The sequence below is a fragment of the Paenibacillus nitricinens genome (genome assembly GCF_052056485.1).
Taxonomy (GTDB): Bacteria; Bacillota; Bacilli; order Paenibacillales; family Paenibacillaceae; genus Paenibacillus_AQ; species Paenibacillus_AQ nitricinens.
Map to the genome: position 1 here is coordinate 6536760 of NZ_CP183948.1, position 26463 is coordinate 6563222.

15 protein-coding genes are annotated in these 26463 nt (G+C 43.4%); 1 reads left to right on the forward strand and 14 read right to left on the reverse strand.

Annotated elements, in window-relative coordinates:
• Positions 1–94: 94 nt before the first annotated feature.
• Positions 95–2662: a DUF2339 domain-containing protein gene (locus tag ACN6KS_RS29120; RefSeq protein ID WP_440961000.1), complete on the reverse strand. Its 2568-nt coding sequence runs from the start codon at positions 2660–2662 to the stop codon at positions 95–97.
• A gap of 192 nt (positions 2663–2854) precedes the next feature.
• Between ACN6KS_RS29120 and ACN6KS_RS29125 the strand changes: the two genes are divergently transcribed.
• A complete protein-coding gene (locus ACN6KS_RS29125; protein WP_440961001.1) occupies positions 2855–3895 on the forward strand; it encodes a stalk domain-containing protein in 1041 nt (346 codons plus the stop codon).
• Positions 3896–3995: 100 nt separating this feature from the next.
• Here ACN6KS_RS29125 and ACN6KS_RS29130 read toward each other — a convergent pair whose 3' ends face one another.
• From ACN6KS_RS29130 to ACN6KS_RS29190, 13 genes are all read right to left on the reverse strand, one after another.
• A complete protein-coding gene (locus tag ACN6KS_RS29130; protein WP_440961002.1) occupies positions 3996–6716 on the reverse strand; it encodes a CHASE3 domain-containing protein in 2721 nt (906 codons plus the stop codon).
• Between the two features lie 245 nt (positions 6717–6961).
• Complete coding sequence (locus ACN6KS_RS29135) at positions 6962–7669, reverse strand: DNA alkylation repair protein (RefSeq protein ID WP_094868493.1); 708 nt, start codon at positions 7667–7669, stop codon at positions 6962–6964.
• Between the two features lie 18 nt (positions 7670–7687).
• A complete protein-coding gene (locus ACN6KS_RS29140; protein WP_440961003.1) occupies positions 7688–9262 on the reverse strand; it encodes a diguanylate cyclase in 1575 nt (524 codons plus the stop codon).
• A gap of 92 nt (positions 9263–9354) precedes the next feature.
• Entirely contained in the window at positions 9355–9876 is a 522-nt protein-coding gene (locus ACN6KS_RS29145) for a YcxB family protein (RefSeq protein WP_094868371.1), read from the reverse strand.
• 132 nt (positions 9877–10008) lie between these two features.
• Positions 10009–10257, reverse strand: coding sequence for a type B 50S ribosomal protein L31 (locus tag ACN6KS_RS29150; protein ID WP_094868372.1), 249 nt, complete (start codon positions 10255–10257; stop codon positions 10009–10011).
• 207 nt (positions 10258–10464) lie between these two features.
• The gene (locus tag ACN6KS_RS29155) at positions 10465–11319 is read right to left on the reverse strand and encodes a diguanylate cyclase domain-containing protein (RefSeq protein WP_094868373.1); all 855 of its coding nucleotides are present in this window, start codon (positions 11317–11319) and stop codon (positions 10465–10467) included.
• Positions 11309–13405, reverse strand: a complete 2097-nt coding sequence (locus ACN6KS_RS29160; protein ID WP_440961004.1) for a cellulose biosynthesis cyclic di-GMP-binding regulatory protein BcsB — start codon at positions 13403–13405, stop codon at positions 11309–11311. Before ACN6KS_RS29160 ends, ACN6KS_RS29155 begins: the two co-directional genes overlap by 11 nt.
• Before the next feature lie 52 nt (positions 13406–13457).
• Positions 13458–14708, reverse strand: coding sequence for a glycosyltransferase family 2 protein (locus tag ACN6KS_RS29165; RefSeq protein WP_094868374.1), 1251 nt, complete (start codon positions 14706–14708; stop codon positions 13458–13460).
• Positions 14709–14736: 28 nt separating this feature from the next.
• Positions 14737–16293: a hypothetical protein gene (locus ACN6KS_RS29170; RefSeq protein WP_094868375.1), complete on the reverse strand. Its 1557-nt coding sequence runs from the start codon at positions 16291–16293 to the stop codon at positions 14737–14739.
• Positions 16290–17840 (reverse strand): glycan biosynthesis hexose transferase WsfD, encoded by a 1551-nt coding sequence (gene wsfD, locus ACN6KS_RS29175; RefSeq protein ID WP_440961005.1) that lies wholly within the window; start codon positions 17838–17840, stop codon positions 16290–16292. The genes ACN6KS_RS29170 and wsfD overlap by 4 nt, the downstream gene beginning before the upstream one ends.
• A gap of 31 nt (positions 17841–17871) precedes the next feature.
• The gene (locus tag ACN6KS_RS29180; protein WP_440961006.1) at positions 17872–19011 is read right to left on the reverse strand and encodes a glycosyl hydrolase family 8; all 1140 of its coding nucleotides are present in this window, start codon (positions 19009–19011) and stop codon (positions 17872–17874) included.
• A 172-nt stretch (positions 19012–19183) separates the two neighbouring features.
• Positions 19184–21232 (reverse strand): catalase, encoded by a 2049-nt coding sequence (locus tag ACN6KS_RS29185; RefSeq protein WP_440961007.1) that lies wholly within the window; start codon positions 21230–21232, stop codon positions 19184–19186.
• A 157-nt stretch (positions 21233–21389) separates the two neighbouring features.
• Positions 21390–26444 (reverse strand): S-layer homology domain-containing protein, encoded by a 5055-nt coding sequence (locus ACN6KS_RS29190; RefSeq protein ID WP_440961008.1) that lies wholly within the window; start codon positions 26442–26444, stop codon positions 21390–21392.
• Between the last annotated feature and the right edge of the window lie 19 nt (positions 26445–26463).

The following is a 26463-nucleotide window of genomic DNA, read 5'->3' on the forward strand; positions in this document are numbered from 1 at the left end:
AAACAAACGGCGTTGTGATCATACGAAGTCCCCGTAACCGGAGAGTAAGCAGCCGGGGACGGGGACTTTTTAATTCAACTATGAGTTCTAACCTCTACCCCTTAGTCACATTCTCCGTCGCTGCCTGCCCCTCCTCCATTTTGTTTGATACCTTTTGATAGAGATAGGAGATCCCGAGCAGGCAAATCCCAAAGCTGGCATAGGCGATAATCTTACTTCCGGTATTCAGTAGTCCCAGATCGTATAGCAGCAGCTTACCTGTCGCCAGAAGCGTTAATCCAAGGCCGAAGCGCCGGATATACACATATCTTTTGCGGAAGCCGTACATGATGAACAGAACTGCTATCAACAGATACACAAGACTAAATATTAATCCCGCATCACTTAATTGCAGCTGTACCCCCAGAAAAGCGGTGATGATTCCGAGCAGATATACCCCCATGAAGACAGGATAAATTTCCATACTTTTATACTCACGTTTAAGCAAGGTGATCAGCAGATCACGTCCGCTAAACCACACGAAAATATTGAAGATAATGAGTATACCCAGTGCGATATAATCAGCCCCGGTATTACGTGAAAGATCATTCTGCAGGCTTGGCAAGCCTACTGTAATCACCAAACAAATAGCATATCCGATCCCAAAGAGAAGTCTCACAAAATACTTAACAATCGTGTCATAAAGCACCTTCACCTTTGGCAATACATAGGCCAGAATAATAGTTAACAGAGCGGACAGCAGCAAATTATAGAAGGTTCTATGCGAGAAATCCTCCGGTACAGCGAGACGATACAGTCTTCTCGATTCATATAAACCATAGATCCAAAAATTCAATAATGCTGCGTATTTAAACCACAGGGCTAAGGTGATTTCGTAAGGCTCACTGCGCTGTAGGACATCCTTTCGATTATGCTGAACGGCGTACCATACGGCGATAATCAGCATGCCTGCAGTAATGAAGACATATTTTAGCGGAAAATAGGCGTCTGTGGTATTGAGCCATTCATTGGCTATACTGAGCTGTATCGGTACATTTAAACCGAAGAACATCACAAGGCACAATGTCAAAATCCCCCAGCCCGCTCTTTCCATCCCCTTAAACCGATTTAGATTACCAAACAGGGTAAGAACGACGCCTTCGATCAACCAGCCTATGGACCACCAAGCTGCTCCGAATTGGAACGGAATCATCAGAATACCGAAGGTCAGCGAAGTAGCGTAGAACAGAAGCATGCTTTCTTTTTCCTGTGGCATAAGCTTCTCAATTCCTCTTCCAAGACCCAGATACAGCAGACAGAATAGCAGCGCCAGCGCACCATTGTAATCCTTGAGCCCTGCATCGAGAAATAGAAGATACAAGGTAAGACAGCTAATAAACGTATTGCATCCCAGTAGAGAGAAATCCCACCAAGACAACTTGGAGCGATACTTGAACGGGTACCATAACGTAATACCCAAATACATCGCAAATGTCAGCACCGCATAAATCATATTCATGCTGTTGCTATCCGATAACGCTATTAATATCAGCATAGAGGGTGTATTAAATAAGTAGCTGATGTAATTAACCACGTTCCAGCGTTTGCGGAAGGAGATTAGTAGAATGAATAAATTCAGAAGAAACAAGTAGCCCATTGCCACATAAACTGCATTGCCCGAAAGACCGAAAGCCCCCAGATAAGAATATAGTGGCAGGTACCCTCCGATTAAGCCCAAAGCACAAATACTTCGTGATTCATACCTTAAAGACAGGAGCACCGCAGTCAAAGTGACGAGCACCGATAAGGAAAGCCCTACATAAATACTGATAATATCCAGTAAAAAATAGCTATAGAAAATAGAGCCGTACAGCACTGAAATTCCGCCGCCAAGCAGCCCTAAAGCGAACGTCCCTTTTCCTTTGCGATATAGCCACTCCCCGCCCCCTAACATCAGTAAACCCAGTAGGAAAAAGGCTCCTCCTTTCATATACCCGGTGAACCAATTGGAATAGGAGTATCTGAATGCCGCTCCCACGGCCAAGATCAGTAGCAGGATCCCAAGCTTGTTAATCCAACCTAGTCCAATTTTCATTTCGATCTGATTTTGTTTTCTTCGGCGTTCCAATACTTCTTCACTGATCTCTTCTGAGGCAAAATCATGTAATCCGTTATCCATTCTGGAGTTCAGAGCAATCTCGGATTCCCTCAGTCTTTGTCGCTGCGCTAGTACACGCTCATTTAACTCCGCCGACAACGCTCCAATCTGGCTGGATAAATCCGCTTTATCCTCACCCAGCTGCCTCGCGGCTGTTTGATACAGCTGCTGAATATGACGCTTCGTCTCCATCTCAAAAGCCGTCAGCCGGTCCGTATGGGTAAGGCTTTTAGAGGAAAAATAAGTCTGCAGCTTCTGTCTCGACAAGCTAAGAATACCAAGTTTCTCATTTAAGATTTGTTCCGTTAGTGTAACTTTTAGCTCTACATTCTCTTCTTGAAGCTTCCCTACCTGAGTCTTTAAATCTACTAGAGCAAGCTTATGTTTCTCATATTCCTTCTTCAAGTGTTCATTCTCGTTGACCAGATCGTGACTTTCATATTCCGCAATCAGAGCTTCATATTCCTTAATAAGCCCGTCCTGCTGGACCTTCATGAATCTAAGTCGATCTTTGAATGACTCCATAGCGCCTCCTAATGTGAGCGATTGTTAATAATTACATATTACTACAATTGGAAGGGTCTCTTATTCTTTTTTTAGGATTTGGGTAAATGAATATCACGAGCCAATTATAAAAAGCTGCAACATATTGGAGGGATGTCCCGTCTGAATAATAACAAGACTAACAAAAGTTTTTTAAAAAAGGAGCTTACAACTATGAACAACATTTTAAAAACAAGCACAGTTCTTTTAACTTTGTCCCTAGCACTTTCAACTGGAGCAGCCTATGCTGCACCTACCACAACTTCCGCAAAAAATAATGCTGCTCAAACTACGGTTAGCGCTAACCCAAAAACATTTGCGATTGAAATCAACGGTTCCGCCCTGAAAGAAACAGGCTTCCAAACTACAAATGGCAAAGAGCCTATGGTGCCACTTCGTTCGGTTACTGAAGCACTGGGCTTTGAACTAACTTGGAATGGACAAACTAAATCCGTTGATCTTATCAATGGTGCTGTGTTCACTACAGTGAAAGCCGGAGAAGATCGCTATAGCATTAATAAAATGAATACTACGCTTGGAACTGCACCACAATTGGTTGACTCCATTTTATATGTTCCAGCTTCCTTTGTAAGTGAAATTATCCACCATAACATGACAGTGAAGGGAGATTCCATCGTGATCACTGCTGCTAATCAGGAAGAGCATATGACCAAGACTGGCGTGATTACAGCTGTCAATAATGAGGGCAAATACCAATCCGTTCAGATCCAGGGTGTAGGCACAGATGGCATCGTACTGAATGTAGGTGAGGATACGACTATCGAAATGGCAGACGGTACAAAGCTTGCGCTGAAAGATCTTCATATCGGTATGACCGTAAAAGCAGAGCATTCCATGATCATGACCATGAGCCTGCCACCTCAAACTCCAACTTACAAGATCACTGTTTTAGATGAGCAGAAACAGAATGATCTTTTGGGTACTGCAGGTACCATTGAAGAAGTTCAAAAAGACGATGAAGGAAACATCAGCATCACCGTTAAAGGCAGTGGCCTGAACGAACAGTCACAACAAGAAGTAGTACTTCGCATTAGCAAAGATACCGCGCTAATCAATACCTATGGCAAAGCTGTAAACAGCAGCGAACTTGTAAAAGGTGCAAAGGTTATAGGATTCTACAGCCCTATGCTGACTAAGAGCCTGCCACCAATCGGTACAGCTGCTAAAGTCGTAGTAGATTCCGTTCAACAATAAGAAGAATAACGTTATTAATGGACATTTGTCATAAACTAAACAAGCGCGCGCCAATGAAGTATTGGCGCGCGCTTGTTTGATTTTTCTAGAATCTATCACTCTATGAATCACTAGTTAAGAGCAATTGCATCAAAGCTAATAAACGGTCTAAGTTAATCGGCTTGCTGAGATAATCTGTTGCTCCCGCTTGTAAGATTTTCGCCTTATCTTCCTTCAGCGCTTTCGCAGTCAGCGCAATAATTGGAATTTCCTTCTTTGTTGGTATTTCTCTGATTCGATTGATAGCCTCATAGCCGTTCATTACCGGCATCATGATATCCATAAGAACGATGTCTACGGATGCAGATTGCTCCAGCGCATGTATGCCTCTCTCTCCATCCGCAGCTGTAGTCACTTGCAGTCCACGCTTCCTTAACATGTTAGACAGCGCGAACAGATTCCGCTCATCATCATCCACAATTAGAACATGCTTATGATTTAGCGAGGTGAAATCGCTACTAATATTCTCACTGGTTGCAGCGGCAAGAGCAACCGAACCTTCTTCCTCATGACTAAGATCTACTACTTTCTCAGTGGTTTCTTCAAGACTAGGATCCTGAAGCTTCAATGGCAAATACACCGTAAAGACACTACCCATTCCTACCTGACTCTCCACTGTAATTCTACCGCCGAGCAGGATTGCCAGTTCTCTGGATATGGATAACCCAAGCCCAGTTCCACCATATTGACGTTCTGTATTTCCATCCGCCTGTTGAAAAGCTTCGAAAATAATGGACTGCTTCGCATAGGGGATCCCAATTCCAGTATCTTTGATGGCGAAAGCAATAAATAGCCCTGTTTCCAAATTGCCTAATTTCACTAACTCGTCTTTAGTCGCTAAGCGTATTTCAAGAATTACTGAGCCTTTAGCTGTAAACTTAAACGCATTGGACAGCAGATTTATAATAATTTGCCGTACCCTTTGAGCATCCGAATAAAATAGTGTAGGCAAGCCCTCCCCGATTTGTATATGGAAAGGAATCTCTTTTTTTCGAGAAAGCTGGTTGAAGCTCTGAAGCATTGCCTCCGGGATCTCCGTTAGATTTATTGCTTCAATTTCAATATTCAGCTTCCCTGCCTCAACCTTGGACAAATCCAAAATATCGTTAATCAGCCTCAGCAGATCTTGTCCAGAAGAATGTATAGCTTGTGAAAATTCAATATCCTCCTCGCTTAAAGCTCCCGACTGATTCTCCATGAGAAATTCGGAGAGTAACAATATGCCGTTAAGCGGGGTTCGGAGTTCATGAGACATATTGGCCAAGAACTCCGATTTATATTGAGAGCTTTGCCGCAATAACTCCGCAGATTGAGCAAGCTCGATTTGAGCTTGTTCAGCCTCAAATGACTTTCGCTCGGCTAAGAGGTTCTTCTCCTCCAACTTTCTATTCGTTGCATGTAGCGACTCTGTCTGGATTTGCAGCTCCTCAGATTGGGTTTGTAATTCTTCGGTATACACCTGAAGTTCTTCATTTAAGCGCTGGGATTGTTCCAGAAGCTGATCAATCCTCATACTGCTGATCGTACTGTTGATTGCAGCGCCGAATGCATCTGAAATAGAATCCAAAAATTCAATCTGCCGCTCCGTAAGAGGAGAGAAGGTCGCAATTTCCACCACAGCAACTACTTCATCTGAAAAAGAAACCGGAAATAATAAAAGAGATTTCGGCGCAGAAACGCCCAGCCCAGACTGAATATTGATATAATTCTCCGGAAGATCCTGTATATGCATCAAGCGCGCCTCTTTAGCACATTGACCAACCAAACCTTCTCCGATTTGAAATGTCCGATGATCTGTAATGTTGCTGCTTCCACCAAACGTGGAGGTTCTATTTAACAAGTCTTGATCATGTTCTTGTGTCCGTATATATAAGGCACTGTATGGATAATCAATAACTTCTGCCGTTTTACTTAAAAAAATGTCCCCCAGTTGTGAGACAAGTGTGATGCCCTGATACCTTGACAATAAATCGTTAGCATGATCCTGAATCCATATCCGCTCTTGTTGCATATCTATCAGATGATTCGTAGCGACGCTGAGATCCCTGATTTCATCATTCGTGGTAATCTCCACTCTTGTCTTCATATCAACAGAGGAATCTAAGCCAGCAATCGTATGGGTAACCTTGCGAATCGTACTAACGATAGCACGTGAAATGATCCACGAAGCGACCACTGAGGTAATAGCAATAATCGCCCAAGCAATATAAAGGAACTCTAGCAGCAATTTGTTTCGATCTGCCTGTTCAGCTATCAGAGTATTAGTGTTCTCATTCATCGTCTCACGGTAAGTACTGAACTGACTACGAATCTGGTCCATTTGATCCTTGCCATCATCCGAATTGAAATATCGTAAGATTTCCGCTTCCTGTCCCTCTTTTTTCAATTCTATTACATAATCCCCGGATTGCTTGATCCAATGCTGGATACTATTTTCGATGTCCACCAGACGCTGGAGTTGCAAGGAATCATTAGCATTCAGCAAAGAGAGCTTATCATAGCTCGCCTTCCATTGTGCTTTTCCTAAATTATAGGGCTCCAGATATTTGTCATCGCCGGTGATAATATAACCTCGTTGTCCTGTTTCCATATCAAGAATGTTCTTCTCGATCTTGTTAGCCAAACTAGCTATCTCTCGGTCCTGATGGGAAATAAAGCTGGTTTCCCGCTGTAGCGTATTAATTCTATCATGCATGATCATAACAAATCCTAATAGACAGATCACAATCAACACTGTAACGGATAGTATTTTATACTGCAAAGTAAATCGGTGTTTTTTCACAAAGTGCCTCCGTCCTGTCATCTAACTAGCTCTTTGCCTAAATCCTTGTATTAATAGCTCTTTCTCCTGCTCCAATACCCTATCGAGACATCTATGTGAATTTTTACTGCTTGTAAATTAAACACTTTTGGATACCATTGAAACACTTTTTATTTGCCATAAAAAGCCTCCAAGTTCACTCGCTCCTCAATAGAATATGAGGGGAAATGGAGTGACTACTTGAAGGCGATACTACACTAGCTAAATTAACAAATACAAGTCTTCTTCTTCACACCAAGCTTTCCAGCCTGTTCAACCTTAGCAATATAATCTACAGCCAGCGGTACTTTACATGCGGTTTGTCCCATTTGTACCTGGACCTTTCCAATGCTTGCAGCAATCTGCGTTGCCTCATCATGCAGTTCGGTTACGCTGCTGCCGGAAATAATTACAAACATATTCATAGTGTAACGAACTCGATTCTGTTCCTGATGAATGGTAGATTGTATTTGTTGTAGCAGCTCTCTAATCTCAGCGATATCTAGCAGATCATCCGGCGTAACTGAAATGTAATTCCCATAAGTACTCCAGCCACAGGCGGCCACCATTTCATCTGATGAAGAAATCCATTCTCTTGCAAGTTCTAGAGCGTAAGGGCTCTCTGCAGCGACAGACGCTACCGTATATTCCGCCAAAGCATAACAGTAAGCCGCTGACACCCAGTTCTGAAGCTCTTCCTTCGTAAGATGCTTAGGATCAACCGTAATTCCTGCCAGATACATTGCATCATAATTCCCCGTCTGGTACAAAGCCTTAACCAGACTCTGGTCTTTCTTCACGATCTTAACCAGCTTCTTCAGATCGCCTACCTTCACTCCGAATAAAGGCTCCTCAGCACCATGTCGTACGAAGGTGCGTTTCGTCTGCTCTGTACCCATCTCTTCAAGCTTACTCATCACTTCATCAATTGTCAGATTCATTAGAACACCTCTTTATCCCTTCACCGCTTCTCTTAAAATGGGCTCACGACCCAGCGTTACTCTATTCTTGCCCGATTTCTTGGAACGATATAACGCTTCATCCGCTTCCCGATACAAATCCTCGAAAGTCACCTCTCTACGCATTGTAAAAGAAATTCCGATGCTAGCGGTAAGCTGAATGCTATCGTGTTCATTCAAAATTATTTTATAATCACTCATCGTAGTGCGAAAACCCTCTGCTTCCATCAAAGCTGCACGTTTATCCTCAGCAAAAAAGCATACAGCAAACTCCTCGCCCCCGACTCTTCCGGCAATGCCCTTGTTTTGGTACACCTGAAGTATTTTATTCGAGAAATCAACTAATGCCTGATCTCCTGCTAAATGACCATAGGTATCATTAATTAACTTAAAGTCATCGATATCAAATAACAACAGTGCCAGTCCTAGTCCGTCCGGAATCGTTTGATTTTGCACCATTTGCATAAAATGCCTGCGATTATAAAGTCCCGTCAAATCATCTATCGTTGCTTGATAGACCAATTCACGTTCATACCGCTTCTTTTCACTATGATCACTAAAAACAATTAGCATCCCCTTGTTCTCTGTTGCGTGAAGTTCAGTCGCTATCAAGGAAACCCCATAACAAACCTCTCTTATTCCAGTACATACAATCTCAAACTGTCCTTCTGTCCTTTGACTATAATGAGCACCAATGTCCTTGTGAAGCCTCATAAAAAGATCAATATTTTTCCCCATCCAGGTCTCATTCGGTATCCCGGTAATCTCAAATAAAATGGAGGTTGCAGCCTCATTTATACCAATGATTCTATCATTCCGGTCTGTCAAAACTACGCCGTCTTTCATATGCTCCAGGATTTTGATTTTAGTTAAAGGATAGATCGTAGATTTGGAGTCAATGAATAAACACAAATAAGCCGCTATAATTGCGGGTAGATAAGTGAAGGCCGTAAAGCCTGTAAGCGTGATTTTCAACAAGGGAAGTAAAAAAACAGAGATGACCGGAACAAGCAGCCCAGCAAACAGTAAGAAAGCACGTCGTAAAAAAGCTCTCGGTCTATTCATTAAGGAAACAGCTAGCAAGCAGACCGCATATAGACCAAATAGCTGATCATAAGCAATAAAAGCCATGCTAAGAAGCGTAGGCTTTACAGTAATTCCACTAACACCCGCAACAGTGGCCATGCCCACTTCACTACGCATTAGATGATGATAAGTATCCGTAAAAATAAGCAGTACGTCCAAAGCAATTGGAATCGAGAAAATAGCAAGCTTTACTGGCAGACGCTCCGCGGAAGGAGTCACATATTCTTTAACGACAGCATAAGTAAATAACGCACTTAAAAAAAGCGGAGCCTGCTGCATATTCTTCCACCACAGCTTAGCCTGAAAAGAGGATGACAAAATCTCTCCCGCTGTTGCAATAAATATGAGGCTGACCAGCAGCATTAAGATCCATAAATAGCGTCTTCCTGCCGACTTTCGATGTCGATAGGAGCTGATGCCCATGTAAAAGCTTAGAACACTACCCATTAATAAGTAATACGGATATCCTTGAATCCACGGCATGCCATATTTCTCCTATTTTTCAAGTCGCTCCTATCATTATATCCTAATCAATCCTACAAATGAATCAACAAATACCAGTACATCTGTACACCTTACGATTTGAACTTCACTCGATGGGAGAACATATATTTTCTGGCCAAGTCCTTAAAGGCTGTTTTATCTTGTACCGACTGAAAGTAACGTTTAGGGATAATCAGTGCTCTATTGGAAGACACAAAAAAAACGAACAAGTTCATTGTTTCACCTATTTTATGTATCTCTTCCCATTTCACTTGCCCGGAACCTGCCTCGGATACGTATTTTATGCCCTCATCTGATATGGAATAACTCTGAGGCTGCTGAGCCAGGCTGTCTGTAGCGAAGGCTTTTTTAGATTTTTTGGTCAAGCTTGATTTGGTCATATACCATAAAACAGCGGCAAGAATCACAGCAGTCCCAGCAAGGATTGAAATACTTGTAGTACTGTAATCCTTAGTAATTAACAGTAAAATCACAAAATAAGCAACCACACTGAAAGAGTTAAGTATAATTCGGCTATTTAAGCTAAACCATAGGTTAAACTCCAGAACGTCCTCGCTCTTCAGGACGGTATCTACTTTTATTTCATTTTCCACTACTGATCGCTCCCCTGCCACTATCGAAATTTATCAATGCCATTTCATTCTAACATGCCTGAACACAAAAAAGGGACATCCCTGAAGCGATCGCTTCTAAATGGGTTGTCCCTTTTTAAACCGTATGAATGCTTATTTCTTTTGTGCAAGACGTTGTTTGAACTTGTCAACACGGCCGCCTTGTTCTGTATCTCTTTGTTTACCAGTGTAAAATGGGTGGGATGCGGAACTTGCGTCCACGCGGATAACAGGATAAGTGTTACCATCTTCCCATTCCATTGTTTCATTGGATGATTTTGTAGATGCACTCAAGAATTTGAAGCCTACGCTTGCATCCATGAAAATAACCTTGTTGAACTTTGGATGTATGCCTTCTCTCATTCTGATCGTCCTCCTTCTGAACAAATTAGTGGAGCCTTTATGGTAAATTAACCAAATGATCTGTAGGTTTATCTATAAGTATAACCTAATAAACGTAGGAAAATTCGTAAATCTTACGATTTAGACCACCACTCCATCATACGTGAAATCGACATGTAAAGTCAACTAATATCCGATATTCCTTATATTCCCTTACGTTCAACTGACTTATACATCATACTCTAATTGTTTTTTAGCCTGAACAATAAAATCTAACGGGTTCTCAATAGTGCTGGCTTGATATTCTACAGCACCTATTTTGAGACCAAGGCTGACTTTATACTTTTTGACAAATTCAGTGTCATTAAGCTCTTGAAGCTTCAATTTAATCCGCTCAATTACAATTTTTGCTCCATCGCTGTCGGTGAACAGCAGAAGGCCCCATGTTGCGTCATCTTTGTCCAGTAAATACAATGCATCATTGGTACGAATGCTGGCCTGACTGAGCTGAGATACGTCATGAATGGCCTCAGCCAGCTTATCTTCGGGAATAATACGTCTAATCTCATTCCAGTATTTCACTTTCACTACAAGCAGTGTGAGCGGAATCTGATATCGAGTCGAAATGCCTGTAAATAAGGCAGCATCCTTCTGAAAAGAAATACTGTTACGCAGATCTGTGTTCTCGTCGATGATGGCCATATTGGCAGTCTTTTTCTCCAAACGCTGATTCTCAGCCTGCAGCTCACGATTACTTAGTGTAAATATCCACAGTACCACTGTTAACAATGGGGTCATAATTAGCCAGAAGTAAGTATTCAGTCCAATTGTCTCTCCCAAAGATATCGTCTGATACATCGTGTAGAAGCCGTAAGTAAATATAAACACCAGGTTCAAGACCAGCCCTGCAGTTACCGTTGTAAAATAGGTAACAATCGCCAGAATAAAGGCCACATTTAAAATGATAATATTCTGGATATAATCATCGGGTGCCCCTGAAATGAAGACAATACAAATAAAAAGAAGCACCAGGAACGATAAGAGAGCGATATCTGAAACTAACCCGCTGCGATTACGTCTCACGCTTATCACCACGTTTCTTCATATGTTTACGAAGCAGCAGGATCAGCGATAGAATCACCAGTGCCAAAACCAGCATAATTACGATTATGAAACTCAGCACGTCCGTTCGTTCCGTTATTTTTTTGACTACGGAATCCTCTGCTGCTCCAGTAATGATCTTGAAACGATGCGCATTGACATTACCGTCCTTATCAACGATTACCCCATCGCCAAACACCTTCCATTTGTCCCGCTCTGTTGCAATCAACTTCGACGCCAAATAGTACTCTTCAGAGCCCACTCCCGTAACAGCAAGCAGCCCCCGTCCCGCCTCAAATGGCGATTCAATCAGCTGCAGTGTACCGATTTGAGCACCGTAATGATCTTCAATACTCATCTTCTCATTGGAGCGAATCGCTGTTCCGTTCCCGTTATATTGAAAATAGAGCTTATCATTATGATCACGGATGATCTTATTATTCTTATACGTGCCTATGGCGATAACATTATTATTCTTCAAATGATCCGCGCTAATGTTATCCGTGTAGAACTGAATGTTGCCTATATTTCCGCTAGCGTATTTTCCCAGAAGATTAAATACATTAGCTAAACTCAAATATGCGTAATCATCCATTTCTTGCGGCAGCACAACTGCTACTTGATTGTAAAGCCCGTCGCGTATGAACGGATACGGATAGTTATTAAACAAAAGATCCGTACGATCCTTAGTATTAAGACGCATTACAGAATCTTTACTGATATACGCCCACGGCATTTGTTCCTTATCTAAAGTACATTCGGCTCCCTTCAGCTCCAAATCAAAGGCTACAGTTACCGTGAAATTACCAGAGATATTCAAGCTTTGGGGAACTGGAAGATCCAGCTTATCGCCATTCGCCAGCTCTTTGGTCAGCTTCTTGCTGCCAATGGGTGTGTTGTTGATGCTGACAGTCACTAATGAACGGTCGAAATCTAAATTCTGTGCATAACGGAAATCCAATCTGATTCTGCCTGAATCTGCAATCGAGCGGTTAGAGGGCAGTGAAACAAAGTATGTCTGCTCCTGATGACGTGCCCCAGTGAGTTTATCACCCGTTTCTGTAAACGTAATATTGGAGCTAATCGAAAGGGGGGGTGCAGATACTTCTGTAGCATCATCGACCACCTTTAAATCACTGCTGATTTGACCCAATAACTCTTCATTCGCAACAAAACGGCCTGCTTTAATCAGTAAGTTCTCATCCTTCGAGGTTACGACAAGTGTGGGCTGAGTATCCTTATTCACTAACTGCAGCAGTGCATGTGTACTTAAATCTTCAGAGGTGCTTAGCTGAGCCTTTAGCCCGCTTGGTACTCGGTCATACATAGCTACCAGTACAACCGCAGCTTTATTCTTCACCGCATCTGACCGGTAGGGAAGCATTGGAATCGTTCTATTGTCCAATGTATTCCCCTTCACAAGTCCGGAAAGCGCATAAGTAGCCGACTCCAATTCTGCCCCTGTGCTTTTATCCGGTACGGTCAGAACACTATGATTCTTCGTTAAGGTATCAACGCCAGAGAAGCGCTCGCTAAAGTCACTAATCCCCCCAGTCAAGGGCTTCGGCGTATACATCACACTAATACTGGATGTATTAAACAGATGCAGCCAATTATCAAAATCATAATCGACAGAACAAGATTGTTCATCTGAATAGTTTGACTGCAAATACCCCTGAATGCCAAGCGTATTGGTTCCTTTTTTTAGAAACCCTTTAGGTGCCTGAAGGACCAGCTGTTGCTCGCCGTTATCTTTTAGAGAAGGTCTAAATGTGTAGAATGGGCTGCCATTTAGCGTTAAGGTAACGCTAGACATCTGCTCCTTGGTAATTTGCGAAATTTGAAAGTGCAGGTTAATTCTGATCTCATTCACATTCCAATAATCCATGACCTCAAAATATTGCTGCTGGGCACTTGAACCCTTTAACGCAGTATCTGTTCCTGTGAAAGAGGTTGTGTAGGTTAATCTAGTATCCTGAGACGGAGCCTCGGCGGCTGCAACATTCAATTGAATTAGAAAAAGAGAGAGGCAGGTTAACAGTATAACCATTTGTTTTTTCATCATCATGTTCTGTTTCTCCTGTGATCACATATTTCTCATAGTACTTCTTTGTTCGTTATTAATAGCGTTCAGTCTTATACCACTTTGCTTCTCTTTTGAAGATGAGATCTTTGGCGTAAAGATATAATCCGTAAGCCGCGACAACCATCCACAGCTGACAATAAGAGATGTACATCAACATTACGATCCATAAATTGGACAAGCTCATCTCGCCCTTCTCTGTCGTCAGCGTTATGAAAGTACCTACAACGAACAGAATGATGGCGAGCAGCCAGAGAAAATTGCTAAGCCCAGCAATAGTAGTATGTACATAGCCCAAAGCATGCAGGATGAGCAGCACATCCGAGGTGATTAATGACATCAGCAATAAGAAATAAATAGCTAAAAAATAAAGAATATCGAACCGGACTTTTGCGGCGGATTTATCGAACAGCAGGGGGATATTTTTGACAATGACATAAATGTTGCCCTTAGCCCAGCGCGTTCGCTGCTTGAACCAGACTTTTAAGGTCTGTGGCTCTTGCTCCCATGTGACCGATTTCGGCTGGAACTTGATCCGATAACCCATCATATATATTCTGAAGCTGATTTCTGTATCTTCGGCTATCGCTTTAACATCCCAGCCACCGATACTTTCTACGATAGACCTGCGCATAATAAAATTAGTGCCGGGAATGGTGCATAACTTGAACAGCTTCCAGCGTCCCGCTTGTGCCATCCATTGAAAGGACAACGTCTCAATATTAATAAACCGGGTAAGCAGGCTTGCGTTACGGTTACGGGTTCTAAACTTACCGATTACTGCACCTAGGCTAGAATCATTCATGATCTCAGCGACCAGATAACGTAAAGCCGTTTTTTCAGGCGTATTGTCTGCATCATAAATCGCAATGAACTGCCCTTTGCAATGGGTGAAGCCTATATTCAGTGCATTCGATTTCCCTTTGCCACCAGTAATCGCATCCGTATTTATGACGATCAGCTGACGCCCCGGATTTCGGTTTTGGATACCGGCCAGCAGTTCAGCACTGTTATCAGAGGAATTATCATTAATCACAATAATCTCATATCGATCTTCCGGATAATCAAGCGCTAGTAGAGACTCCACCGTCTTACAGATTACTACCCCCTCATTGTGAGCAGGAACCATAATTGAAACCAAAGGATATTCGCCCTCTATCTCTGGTATGTCCTCATTTTCAGATTTAATGTAATATAAATAGCCTGCGATAATGAGGGTTACATTCACCAGCAATAAAGACCAGATACAGATCACTGCAATTACCATCAGTATGTCTGAAATCGTCATAGGATCCTCCAAATCACGATTAGTTGTCTCATTTCAAATACTTTTTCCTATACATTCGGTATCCGATGATCATTAATCCGCCAAATAGCAACAGAGAAATCATTATCGCAACTATAAAGAACTGATTCTGTATATTAAAAAGCGTCGTAAAGCTCTTCTTCTGCTCTTCTGTATACCGATAATCGCTATTCACTGTTTCTGGCGTATAATTCAGACTCAGGGGTTGTCCATTAATAGAAATCACTCCTTCTGATGAAGTGATCGTATTGACGTCTGTAACAACCTCATGCCTTTCTTGTTTATAATCCGCAAAAGAAACCCAGTATTGTGCCAGCATCTTCAGCATTTCCTCAAGTTCTTCCTTATCCTTAGGCATATCCACAGTGATTACCGTGTCCATCGGCAGTTCTGGCATCACATTATTGGATGTTTGCAAATCCTGCAAAAAATTAATCGGCACACTATATAAAGAGGATGGAAAGGACTTGGAGGTGTCGCTCTGCTCCATATAATCAACATTTTCATCCGGATACAGGATCACAGAATCGAAAAACCCCATCCCCGCCTCCGAGTATTCCTTGTCATACGCCCAGTGCATTTGTGCTCCGATTCCAAGCGGCCCAATCTTGTTGTGTACCAGCAGATTAATGAACGCGTCCATCTTCGCCTGAAGTGAATGATCCTTATTACTAGTACTCGTTGAATGCATCGCAATAGGGGCATTGACCAGAATGCTGCCATTATTCGATTGCACTCTTTTGATGGCTACCAGATAACGCTGCATGGCCGGATAATCGGTATTGCTGAACACTGGCCGCACACTTGCGAGAAAAGGAACCCCCATTTGATACAGCCGCTCCGCAGTCTCTGTCAGCAATCCCAGATCAGAGAAGGGATAGATCTCTTTGATCGCAAGATACACTTTAGGCGTTGCGTTGATATGAAGCCAATCCTTCAAAACATACCCCATCGCTAGTGCACTGACATTGCCTTGTTCAAAATACGGAACATAAGCAGCACCCTCTTTACTCACTGCATAAGGTGCTTGCAGGCTATCATCCTGGAAGGTCAGCTTTCCAAGGGACTGGGTTCCCTGACTTCCGGCTATATAGAGCATATCCTGTACCTGAAGTGAAATTCCCGAGAACTGTCCGATCTGGATAGATGGATTCGCGTCATACATGACATCTGTGGTTAACTGTAGTTTCTTTTTCAGCGAGGCTGGAGGGCTGTACCCGATGTGCAAATACTGTCCCTGATAATGCTCCCAATCCTCATCATAGATTGGATTAGTCATCACAATGTCCGCTGCATTACGGACCATAATCACCTTGGAGTAATGCCCCAGCATCCCTTGCTCATATTGATCCAGACTTCTAAGTGTGACCTTCATGGAATAAGCCGCCAGCAGTCGCTGGAGTTCAATCACGTTACCTTCCTTCGTTGTCCCCTTAGCGAGGCTGTCATAGAGTAGTAGAACCTGCTGTGGAGAAGCAGCAGATTGGACAGGTGTGACGGGAATCAGAAGGGTCGTTAGGGTCAACGTCAGTAGCAATATACCGTTTAATACTCCTCTGATACTCACACACTCACATCCTTTTGAGGCTTTGTATACGGGCTAGAAGGGGTGCTTTTTCTAACCTGCTTAACCTGATTACTGTTTTTAGAAACTCTACGCCCAATCACACTGGATAGGGTCAGAAAAGTGACTAAGTCAAAGGATAATGTAAATAAGAACTCATGCTTGGAAATATCGGCATCGCCTGCCCCGATAATCGATACAAAAATACCCGAAAGCCCAATGCCAATCGAAGCGACAATCAATACCATTCGCTGCATACCTCTGAAATCACGGGACATGATCGCTTTTACAAAGGAAGGCATGTAGAGACCGATAACAAGCACCATCCAGAGAAAGATGAACCCGAATGTTCGCGGGGCCAGCGTTTGTTTCAGTTGGCTGTATCCGGTGAAAAAGTGACTCTGTGCTCGAAACTCCTTACCAACGGAATGCTCGAAATTCCCCATAGCCGCAGGCTTAATCGAGAATGCACTTTGAGCAGCTACATTAAGAATCGAATTAAGCTGGTCTGGGTTCGTTAAATAATATTTAAGGATGGATACAAATCCATAACGACTGTAGAAATTCTCCTCGAGAAGTGGTGAATTCACGTCTATGGTCACGTACTTCTCATAGTGAATGCTGTTCTTCAGAATGGCGAATTGCTCATCCATCCCTAACGCTTTTAAAGCTGCTTCTGGATCAGGTGATTCCTTCAGCACCCCTCGGGTCATGGCATGAAACTGGTTAATGTTTACGAACTCGTTTGAGATATTCAAATACGTGAACACACCTGCGAACAGCATTAGAGCAAGAGACGCCATTGTCAGGATCCGAAATATCCTGTCTCTACGAATCCAAAGCAGTGAACATGCCAGAACAGCAATGATCATCCCCACTGGCGCATTCTGCTGCTTAGAAGTAGTCAGGATCAGCGTGCTAATTACGAATAGGGCCAGCATCGCGTAGTCATTGAATCTTTTTCGATATAACATCAGCCATGAAGCGAACATGAAGATCGTCGTAATCATCACAACGCTCTCGCCGTAAAAGGAGTTAAAATAAGCCGTATACCCGGTATCTCCGAATATAAAAACGGCAACACCTGCAATGATGAATCCCTGTGTTCGGGACATCTTCCATGTAATAGCCTCTATTAATAAGTAAATTGCGATTACATATAGAATCGTATAAATTGCCGCTTGAAAGCGGATGTCGAATACCTCACTACTGAAGAACAACTTGTTAAGTCCTATAGCCAGCTTGATAAATAAGGACTGAGAGGAAAATAACATTGCACCATTCTCATTAAAATATTGAAAGATCCCATATTGCTTCACAAAATAACCAAAGTACTGACTATCATAATCCGGCAGATTGAAATAGAGTCCATTACTATAAATGCTACGGAAAAAGTCACCGTTATCCGCCACTCCGACATACGGAGCTGTGAACAGCGCGATGATGGTAATAAGCAGCACTCCAAATGCAGCAAGAAATGCAGGAGAAACTGAAAAATTAGCAAGTGTTATGCTTTGCCTTAGAGGTGTTTTCACCGTATTGTCCATCATGCAGGTTCACCTTCAATACATTAAGTTTAAGTTAATAGACATAGGCCAGTAATGCCATCAGGTTGTCAAAAGAATAAGCTTGGCCGCTAGCCATATCACCGAATCCTCCGTACAGTGGGCTATCCACATCTGTTACTCTGAACTCGTTCATTCTTTCAATGCTTTTGTGGTGGAGAGATTCATCGCCGATTTCTGCGCCGATCATAGCCGTAATGGCATAAATGGCTGTGGACCGGATATCGCTCAATGGCTTACCTTCTCTCGAATATTGCCCATACAACGTTCCAGCTTCGACCTGCCTTTTGATAAAATCAATGCTGGTGGCTTTCTGCTGGCCCACCTCAGCTAAGGCTAGAATGGATAAAAGCGACTCTACTGTATTGATGTTTTCCGAACTATATTTTCCGGTCTCATAATTAAACCGTGTCTCATAAAAGGGGAATTCATCCGATAAATATCCGTTTTCCAATATTACGTTCATATCATTCGTCAGTTTCTTACTAAATTGGCTAGGAATCGACAATTTTCGCAAAGTGCCCAAATTAATATAACACAAAGTGACGAATGTGTTTGTTGAAGAATATTCCATATCGTAGAAATCATAAAGTTTTCCGTCTTTTACATTATAATCATAAAATCTTTGGCCATATTTATCCGCTTCAGCTGTATAGCGTTTATCGCCGAACTTCTCCCCTGCCTCATAAAGAGCTTGAATCATGCGCAAATCATCAACGGCAGCATTCAAGGGGTATAGCTTCTGCTGTTTAGGACTATAACGGTAGCTGAAACCGCTCTTGATATCAAAGGTTTGCTTGGCTAGTTGCCATTGTTCTGCAAATCTCTCTTGTTGGCCGCTACGCACAGCTGCCAGCATCCGGAGAGATGCCGATTCACTCAGAACTTCGTATCCACTCGCCGCTTCCGCCGACTGATCTGTTTCAATATGATTAGTATATAAACCGTGCTCACCTGTGAGTTTCGAGGTAATAAACTGCTCTAAGTCAGTTACTTCCTGCGTCTGGGTTACCTTGGTATCATTTTCTGAATCTACTGGTGCTGGAGAATTAGTATGAGCACTATTGGACGGATTCGGTGCTGCCGTTTTTTCGCATGCCGTTAACCCTATAATGCCTGCAAATATCGCTAGTGCAGCAATGATTATTTTCCTCAAGTGATCACCTCCTTTTAATATTCTCCTATTCTGTTTACTGCCTAGTATTATCTATAACGGTAATATACAACAAAATGTTAAATCAACTGTAAGCGTTATGTATCTATTCTTGGACAAAAAAGAGATATCCTTACGCCTTTGGCGAACGGGATATCCCCTCTGTATCAGTTATTTATTCAATCATACGTTCCCAAAAACGATGGGCAGTAATTGCCGCGACAAGGCTGGCAGCAAACACCTCTCCGCCATCTCCAATGATTACACCCGGACTGCTTCTATGCTCGGCCGTTTCAAGTAGTTTAGCATTCTCAGTAGTCACTGCGATGGGCTTAAAGTGAGAATAGGCTTGGTTCAGGAATTGCGCCGTATCCTTATGGAATTTCTTACGTTCCGAATTTCCACCAGCTGCATAAATCGCATCAAAGAGGACCGAATCTGTCGTGGATAAGGTATGAATGACTTCAAGCTCTGTCCCCTTTGAGCCTTTAATAAATCCAAGCTTATCGCTAATTATTTCCGGCTGGATCCCGGCTCTCATAAGCGTATCCAGGACAGGCATCACCAAGACTTCATCAAATCCGTCGCCTATAATCACCCCTATTTTACGTGTGTTTGGGTGCTTCTTCGTATTTACCTGACTTAGTGCCGGGGAGGCTTGAGTCACCTCGGAACCGCCTGTTATCGAAGGCTTCGCCCCAATAGCCTTTGCTACAGGCACAGCAAGCTCTAACGTAACGTTCCCGAGCATATCTACAACCTGCTGCCGGACTGACTTACTCTTTACCTTCCCGAGCTCGAATGAATAGGCTTCAATAATATGCGTTTTTTCTGGAGTACTCATGCTGTTCCAGAACAGCTTGGCTTGTGAAAAATGGTCTTCAAAGCTTTTGCTCCGGCTACGCACCTTACGACCTTCCACCTTCTCCTGATAATGTACATAACCACCTTCAGCCTCTGTTGCAGGTGCGGGCGTATTGTTAGCAAGCGAATTATTATGATAGCTCACTGAACCCTGATTAATCGTCTGCCGTCCATACCCGTCACGCTGGTTGTTATGGAAAGGACATACCGGTCTATTGATCGGCAACTCATGGAAGTTCGGGCCGCCAAGCCGAATTAGCTGAGTATCCGTATAAGAGAACAATCTGCCCTGAAGCAGTGGATCATTGGTGAAATCGATGCCTGGAACCACATGTCCAGGGTGGAAAGCTACCTGCTCCGTTTCGGCGAAAACATTATCCACGTTGCGGTTCAAGGTCATTTTCCCAACAATCTGTACAGGTACATCTTCCTCTGGCCATAGCTTTGTAGGATCCAGCACGTCAAATTCAAACTTAAATTCATCTTCTTCACTTAGAAGCTGAATGCCCAGCTCATATTCCGGAAAGTTGCCGGCTTCAATCGATTCCCATAAATCACGGCGATGAAAGTCAGGGTCCGCACCCGATATTTTCTGAGCTTCGTCCCACACCAAAGAGTGTACACCGAGCACCGGTTTCCAGTGGAATTTAACAAAGTGGGCTTTTCCTTGCTCATTAATCAACCTGAAAGTATGCACCCCAAACCCTTCCATCATTCTGAAGCTTCGTGGAATAGCACGGTCCGACATCAGCCACATTGCCATATGGGCCGATTCTTGGTTATTGGCTATGAAATCCCAAAAGGTATCGTGAGCCGATGCGGCCTGAGGCATTTCATTGTGCGGCTCAGGCTTAAGCGCATGTACTAAATCTGGGAACTTGATCGCATCCTGGATAAAAAAGACGGGCATATTATTTCCGACTAGATCGTAATTCCCTTCCTCAGTATAAAATTTGGTAGAGAATCCGCGGGCATCCCGCACCGTCTCGGCTGATCCCCGTGATCCGGCTACCGTCGAGAACCGGACAAACACCGGTGTCTTCACGGAGGGATCTTGAAGGAATTTCGCCTTCGTATATTCTTTCAGTGATTTATATAATTCAAACTCACCATGAGCAGCAAATCCACGTGCATGCACGATTCGCTCAGGGATTCGTTCATGATCGAAATGCGTCATTTTTTCCCGGAAATGAAAGTCTTCCAATAAGGTTGGGCCCCGATCACCCGCTTTTAAGGAGAACTCGTCCTCTGATACTTTTAAACCCTGGTTCGTTGTTAAGGTGTGACCTTCATCCTTACTGCGAAACTGTTCCAATTGCTCATTCTTGCTGTTTCCGTTCACTTTTTGATGTTCACTCATTAACAATGGCTCCTTCCAAAGGTAAAGTAGATATTATCATGTATCTCTTACCCTTAAGGAAAGATTGGCAAACAAAAAAAGGTCGTATCTAGCACCCACTTGGCACTAAACACGACCTTGTCTCAGTGAATCAGCTTATTTCCTATTTTTGTACTTCTTATTTCACATCGTCGCTAAGAGATCTAAGCCATTTCTCGCTTCCATCTCCATTACGAACCGCTTCATGAGAGAACGTAGCTTCCTGTACATCACCGAAGCCCCAATGGTCTTCTGCAATATCCGGGAATAGCGGTGCCAAACCTTTCAACGGTCCGCGATACAGCATACGATTAATCAGGGTTACCGCTTCGACACGAGTGATTGCATTCTTCGGCTTGAAGGTTCCATCCGGATAACCCGTTAGAAACTTTCCGTTATACAATGCTTCAATCGCATTGCCTGACCAATGACCAGAAGTATCCGTGAAATGTGTCACCGCCGGTGTGCCTGTCTCAAGTTTCAGGAAACGAGCCATAACCGAAGCTAACTCTCCTCTGGTTACAGGTGCGTCCGGACGGAACAACCCGCTCGGATCTCCTGTGAAATACCCGTTCTTCACAGCAATGCGGATATAATTGGTTGCCCAATGCCCCGCACGGATATCGCTGTAAGGAAGAGCATAAGTAATAGTCTCATTCTCCGTTAGTCTAGCCACAATTGCAGCCAGTTCTGCCCGTGTTAGAGAGCCATTTAGCTTAAACTCCTTATCCGGGTATCCTAAAATATAACGGTAATGCTTCAGTTCTCCAAAACGATCGGAGTATATATTTACCTTCACCAATGCCTTAGCAGAGGATTGCCCGGAGGTAAACTCTCCCGGTACCGTTAAGGCGACCTCTGCAGCATCGATCAATGGCCACTTTACAACAGGAGTAAAGCTACCGCCCTTGCCCACACCTACGTTTGTTACTTTCCATACGATTACGTTACCCGTAACCGTTCCGCCAGCAGCATCTACAACAACTACCCCATCAGGAAGAGTAATCTTTACCTCACCTGTTGCCGATACAGCGGACGAATCGTTCTTGTAAACTACTGTAATCGGTGACTGCTCATTCTCCTTCACTGTGTTCTTCTCTACAGAGAGAGTAAGTGCTACTTTTACGGCCAGATCAGTCGAAGTCGATGGAGTAGCACCAGAAGTGTTAGGCACTGGCTGAAGCTGTACATCATGCCGCACAATATCTGTACCCACAGAAAGAACAGGACTCTTATAATTAATATATCCCTCATTCGTCACCATTAAGTAATAATCCGTATCTGGATAGACCATGTAAGCATAAAAACCATTACTATCGCTCAACTGCTTCGGACTCGCATTATCATTCGGTGCAAATCCTGCAATCACAGGCAATGTAACCTCCCCATTCGGAGTCAAACCTTTACTAGCATTCCGTGGAGTATCCGCGTAATGCAGCATCACTTTTGCACCCTCAATGACATGACCTGTTACAGCGTCAGTGATCGTACCATAAGGATCAACCAGAGACTGTGAAATATTCAATTCACCAGCGGCAGTTACAGCTACTGTATTACGGCTGACTACAATAGATTTTCCAGATTCCAGTTCATAGCGCACTTCAAGCTCATACTGACCTACAGCAAGGCCCTCTGCATTAAATACGCCCTGCGCCTGTAGTGGGAAAGCCTTAGGTTTACCATTCTCCGATACATAGCTGCCATCTTGCTGTTTTAAAAATACACTAGCATGTCCAAGCCATTCGGAGTTCAGCAAGGAAGATTGACCGTTCGTCTGTTTAAAGAGCACCAGACCTGTCAGCGTCTTCTCCGATTCGAAGTTCTCGTCTCCTGAACCCGTTACTTGTCCCACTTTTGCATACTGTTTATACGTAACTGCCGTAGGTACACCGCCCACGTCAACCGTTTGTGTAATCTCCAGCTCATATTTGGCATCGCCTTTAGGCACGACTAGATAATACGCACCCTTCTCATCGGTCACGATATTCTCAATGAAGTCCACACCAGGCTCAATTTTGCCATCACCGTTCAAATCAAGGGTAGCTCGCACTTGAGCACTGGCTACAGGAGTGTTAGATCCCCCCGTTGTAATAAAGCCCTGAATCGAAGCTGGCAAGAATGTAATAGTAATCTCACTCTTAGCTAATAGACCATGCTCGGCATTGTTCACATTAGCTTGAACAGGTATATTCTGCTCGCTAACCCCTGTGATTTGTGCAGAATGATAAGTTACCTTCGCAATACCGTTGTCATCGGTTACTGCGCGATCATTACCTACAAATCCGCCAACAGCTGCAGTAAAGACCACTTCAATCCCCTTGATTGGGTTTCCATTACTGTCTTTGAGGACGGCAGTCAACTCTGTTGTAGCCTTACCGTCACCCAAAATGCGTTCTGGATTTGCACTCAGTATCAACTCCGTTTGAACCACCTGATAGTTGTTGTCTATCAGCTTATCCGCCGCTTCACCAGCTAACGGAGCATCACCTGCACCCCAAGCGCTAAATGAAACTGCATAGCTATTCGCTGTGGTATTCAAAGGCAATACAAACGTGGTGTATTCCCATTGCTTAAATCCGTCAGTCTCGTAAGTAAGCGGATTAGCTAAAGTCAAAGTCACGGAAGTATCAGCAACATTCGCCGTTACCTTCTCAGCCGCAAGCGAGCTCACTGCCGACAGTTTAAGCGGTTGACCCGGTATCGCTTTTACGATAGTTGGATCACCTTGTTTCTTATTACCAACCCATCCATTCAGTGCTTTATGAAGTTCAATCTTCACGGTTGCTTCAACAGGACTTGTTTGTCCGTCAGCATCGGTCACAACATAAGTGAAGCTGTCTTTACCCGAAATAAAATCAGAGTTTGGCGTGTAAATCCATGTATCCCCTGCCGGATTGCCTGGATCAGCAGGTGTTAATATTCCTTTCAGTGGAGGTGTAGCAATGCCGTACGTAAGACCTGTAACCGTTTCGCGGTCAGTCCCCTTCAGTACAACAGTAAGGGAAGGCACACCCTCGTTTCCTTCTACGCTCAGTGCATTAGCCACCGGCAGTCCATTATAAGTAATGATGACCTCGGCAAGATTCTCAGAGTATACCTGACCATCATACCCTTCCCACTTGAATTTCACTTCTGTACCTTCTGCCAGTTTAGTATCTGGAACAAAGGTAAGACTGCCAAGATCAGCTTTACTCAGAACTGCTGGAATACCTGGCTCAAGATAGACTGCTTCTGTCACCGTATTGTTATAATACAGCTGCCCATTAGCAGCAAAGTCTGCTGGAAGAGTGATCCTTACCGTGCTCAGATTGCTATTATCATCCTTATAGACATTTGCGAAATCATCTGTTGTAAAAGGAATAGCAGCTCCATGAGCACCTGTCTTATGAATATCTGCAACTACTGGTGGCGCATTGATGGTAATTGTAACATTCTTACTTTCCTTCGCGTATTGCTTGCCATCAGTGCCATTCCATTGGAAAGCCACTGTACCCGTGGTCTCCGCTGTCGGAATAAAGGACAGACTGGCCAGATCTGCCGCGCTGATCTCAAGTCCCGGAGTCACCGTCTGTTCAGGTCCATTACCTACACGGTAAACAAGCTTACCTTGACCTTCCGCTGGAACAGTAATGATCTTGACCTTAGTAAGCGGATCGTGCTTGCTATTTACGAATTTATCCGTGAAGTCTTTAGCAATAAAAGGAACATTATTTCCTTTCTGACTCGACTTCTCAATATGACCCACTGTTGGTGCTGCCGTTGCTGTAAGCGTAACCACAGCATCCACCGCCCCGTATTTCGAGCCATCATACCCATTCCATTTAAAATCAATATTCCCAGTAAAACCGGTAGTCACTGGAACAAAGGTTAATTGCCCAAGATCATTCACCGAAATTTCATCACCGGCTTTTACTGCCGTTTCATTTAATACTAATTGGCCTTTTTCAGCATCCGGCAATGTAACGATCTTTACCTTCTGCAGTTTAGAACCATAGGCATTACCATTAATTTGATAGTATTTGCCGGAAAATTCATTGGCATTAAAGGCTGTTGGCTCATATTGGAACCCTGCCTTGGTAATATCCTTCGCCACCGGATCGAAGGTTGAAAAAGTATAAATATGCTGAGCTTCGCCCGGATTTGTATATTTTTCTCCGCTAGTTCCGCCTCCACGGTCATCAAACAGAATCACATTTACCGTGTATTCTTTAGACGGACTAAACGTACTGTCCGTAAATTCAGTTTTCCAAGTCTGCTCTTGTCCAGCAGTTGGCTCTTCAAACAGCTTTTTATCGAGCCCTACATTCTTATCGATTAACTCGCCGTCAAACTCTCTCTTCTCAACAACGCTTACTTCCATGGAATAATCTTTACCCGGTAGCTTAGGAATAAAGCTGGCATCCAGAGTGATCTTTCCATTCTCCACCTTAATCCCTACATTATCGATCTCTCCGGTCTGCCGTTCACCACCATCAATAACAAGCTGGGCCCAATCCACCTTCATGGTCCAGTTTGTATTAGGGACCACTGAATCCCGGCTCTCTTTATCATTAAAATAATGATGAATCGACAAGCCCACATAATTGTCGCCTAGAGCAATTCTTCCAAGATCCTCTTTCTTGAAGGGTAAAACCGTTGTATTCCATTGCTCATTTTGCCCAGAAAGCGTTCCCAAGTAGGCGCTTCGAGTAAGTTCTTTCAGATAACCCTGTCCACCGGTACCTACACCGGAAGCGGCGACGGATGTTTTCCATTTCCCACTGGTCTGCCAAGCTGTATAAGGGTTTACAAGTGCAATATCAGCAGGATTTTTGGAGAAATATACTCTATCCCATTCACCATTTGAACCCGTTTTTGTTAGTGATGCGATCTCATCCACATCGTAAGCCCGAATCAGCATATTAGCGCTCTGCGTCGGAAGCTTAGCAACATCCTTGATCTTAAACTCAATCGGATACTTACTATAGTTATCCGCGGTTGTTTTGTTCTGATTCTTAATATCCACGTCCATGTCACCATCGGCTGCTTCCGTGCCTAACGGACCCCCACCCCAATTATCGGTGTCCGTAAAATAAGTTTTACCAGATGATGCATCGGCAGCTTGTACTATGCCGAAAGTCTGTAGCATTGGGCCTGCCAACAGCACTACAGACAACAAAATACCAACTATTTTCTTAAATATTTTTTCATCCATTCTGTATTTATCCTCCCTA